Annotated in this window: 1 protein-coding gene and 1 pseudogene; both read left to right on the forward strand. The window is 69.7% G+C overall.

Annotated features, from left to right (window positions below):
• Positions 1-179: 179 nt before the first annotated feature.
• Positions 180-1,499, forward strand: coding sequence for a hypothetical protein (locus tag ACTH43_RS18485; protein ID WP_441446346.1), 1,320 nt, complete (start codon positions 180-182; stop codon positions 1,497-1,499).
• A 275-nt stretch (positions 1,500-1,774) separates the two neighbouring features.
• Positions 1,775-2,479, forward strand: a pseudogene (gene ilvC, locus ACTH43_RS18490) (ketol-acid reductoisomerase); the annotation flags it as partial.
• Positions 2,480-2,835 lie beyond the last annotated feature (356 nt).

Raw genomic sequence — 2,835 nt, forward strand, 5'->3', positions numbered from 1 at the left:
GGAGCGCCCAGGCTGTCGACTCGGACTACACCGAGGGCAGCGCCGCGCGCTGATCGACCTCTTCTGCCGCGACGGCGGGCGCACCACTCGAGGTGCGCCCGCCGCTGCTCTTCATGCATCATGAACGCCGACAGACAGATGTACAGGAACACGCCCGCACGGGGCAGAGGGAGCACGGCATGTCACAGCGCAGGACCACGCGACGCACGGCGCTGGCGGGCCTGGGGGCCCTGGGTCTGGTGACCACGGCGAGCGCCTGCTCGCTGCTGCCCGGCCTCGGCGGCGGTGACGAGGAGGCGGAGACGTCGCCGAGCGCCGAAGGCGACGGGGGAGCGAGCGACGGCGGCGGCGAGCCCGCCGAGGAGCCGCCTGCGGAGCCCGGCACCACCTTCGATGGCTGGGCGAGCGAGGAGGACCTCGACCTCGTCGAGCTCGACACCGCCGCGGCCGACGCCGAGTTCGGCACCGAGAAGGGCTCTCTCGAGCGCGAGGACCGCTACGGCACCTGGTGGTCGCCCGGATTCCCCGAGGACTCGCCGATCTTCACCGCCTTGCCGCGGAGCATCGATGAACGCGCCGAGGAGGCGTTCGGCGGGCATGAGCAGGTGGTCGGCGCCGCCACGGGAGTGCTCGTGCAGGCGATCCTCGAGATCTTCGACACGCCCCTGCTGCTCGAGGCCGACAACTCCCGCTCCGACGAAGTCGGGGCCGCCCTCGTGAAAGCCTTCGGCCTCGAGGGCTATGACGAGTCCGCCTTCGACGAGCTCTTCGCAGCGGTGCCGGTCTCCGGCGCCTCGGGACCGGACACCGGGGTGCCGGAGATGTATGACCTCGAGCCCCTGGAGTACCCGGAGGACGGCCCTCGGATGCGCATCCTCGAGGCCGTCACCGAGGTCGAGCGCCTCGACAGCGCCGAGTTCTCCGGCATCCTCTTCCTGGCCTCCGTGCGCGGAGCCCTCCCGGTGCGGGCGTCGGGGGAGGAGCGGCCGCTCGTGCGGGCCGTGAGCTATGGCCTCGGGTTCTCCGAGGACGGCGGCCATGTGCTGATGGTGTACTCGGTGAACTCCGCGCCCAGCGTGCACATCGAGGATCCGAGCTCGCTGCCCGTGGTCCAGGGCACGGCAGCGGGGGAGGACTGGCGCGAGCACACCGTGCGGAGCCTGACCCTCCAGCTGCCGCCCGACCTCGGTGAGCCCGCTGTCACCGAGGTGGGGATCGTCTTCCAGGGAGGACGGCGCCGCGGCTCGGTCATGCGCGCCGGGTTCCCCGTCCCGTCCCCGTACCCGCTGGCGGCCCGGGACCACGTCGCGCAGGTCGAAGTGCCCGGCGCCGACCTCGCCGTGGTCGCGGTGGGCCCGGGGCTGGATTCCACGCTCTCCGTCCAGGTGCTCATCCACCGCGAGCAGGAGTACTTCAGCGTGCAGATCCACGACCTCACCGAGGAGGAGGCCCCGACCGTCGCCCACCAGCTGCTGGCCGGACTCCGCCTCGAATCCTGAGCGCGCCTCGTCCCCGGACGGCGTCTCGCATCCTGAATGGTGTGACCGTATGGCGGACAGCGGTTCAAGCTGTCTCCGTACCCGTCGCCCCCGAGGATGCGTGCGACGACAACCATCCTTAACGGAGGAGTTCCCGTGACGCGTCCCGTCGTGCTCATCGCCGAAGAGCTGTCACCTGCGACCGTCGAGGTCCTGGGGTCCGAGATCGAGGTCAGGAATGTGGACGGCACCGACCGCCCCGCCCTGCTGGCAGCGGTGAAGGACGCGGATGCCCTTTCAACATCCGCTTCGGCTACATCGAGGTCCCCGAGGGCGTCGACGTGCTGCTGATCGCTCCGAAGGCCCCCGGCCACACCGTGCGCCGCGAGTACGTCGCCGGTCGCGGCATCCCGGACATCGTCGCGGTCGAGCAGGACGCCACCGGCGGTGCCTGGGACCTCGCGCTCTCCTACGCCAAGGGCATCGGCGGCACCCGCGCCGGCGTCATCAAGACCACCTTCACCGAGGAGACCGAGACCGACCTCTTCGGTGAGCAGGCTGTGCTCTGCGGCGGCATGAGCCACCTGGTCCAGGCCGGCTTCGAGACCCTCGCCGAGGCGGGCTACCAGCCGGAGATCGCCTACTTCGAGGTGCTCCACGAGCTCAAGCTGATCGTCGACCTCATGTTCGAGGGCGGCATCGCCAAGCAGCGCTGGTCGATCTCCGACACCGCCGAGTACGGCGACTACGTCTCCGGCCCGCGCGTCGTCACGGCCGACACCAAGAAGGCCATGAAGGACGTCCTCGCGGACATCCAGAGCGGTGCCTTCGCCAAGCGCTTCATCGAGGATCAGGACGCCGGCGCGCCGGAGTTCAAGGAGCTCCGCGAGACCGAGGCGAAGCACCAGATCGAGGTTGTCGGCAAGGACCTGCGCAAGATGTTCTCCTGGAGCGCCCAGGCTGTCGACTCGGACTACACCGAGGGCAGCGCCGCGCGCTGATCTGAAGTCTCCCTGCGCCCGGGCCCCGCCTCGATCCATCGAGGCGGGGCCCGGGCCGTAGTGGGCCGCAGTCCAGGGACGAGTCATTGATCAAGCACGGGGCGAGATGGCAGAATCTCACCTCTCTCCGACGCGCCTGACCGGGATCAGTTCGGCCGGCCGATAGACTGCATCGATCATTCAACGTTCGGGTGCACCAGTGGCGGCGCCCCTGGACTTGCAGTCGCGTAGGAAGACGTCTCAGTGGCGAAGAGCTTGTTCGAGCGAGTGCGCGCCAGCCGTCTGGTCGACCCTGTAAGGGGGCTCTTCGCGGTTCGTGGTGAATGACCCTGCTGGGGCGGGTGTTCACGCTACGG

It is taken from the genome of Brachybacterium sp., from assembly GCF_052095815.1.
Taxonomy (GTDB): domain Bacteria; phylum Actinomycetota; class Actinomycetes; order Actinomycetales; family Dermabacteraceae; genus Brachybacterium.

Coding starts and splice junctions, on each gene's coding strand:
- ACTH43_RS18485 (WP_441446346.1), top strand. CDS start 180: ATGTCACAGCGCAGGACCACGCGACGCACGGCGCTGGCGGGCCTGGGG.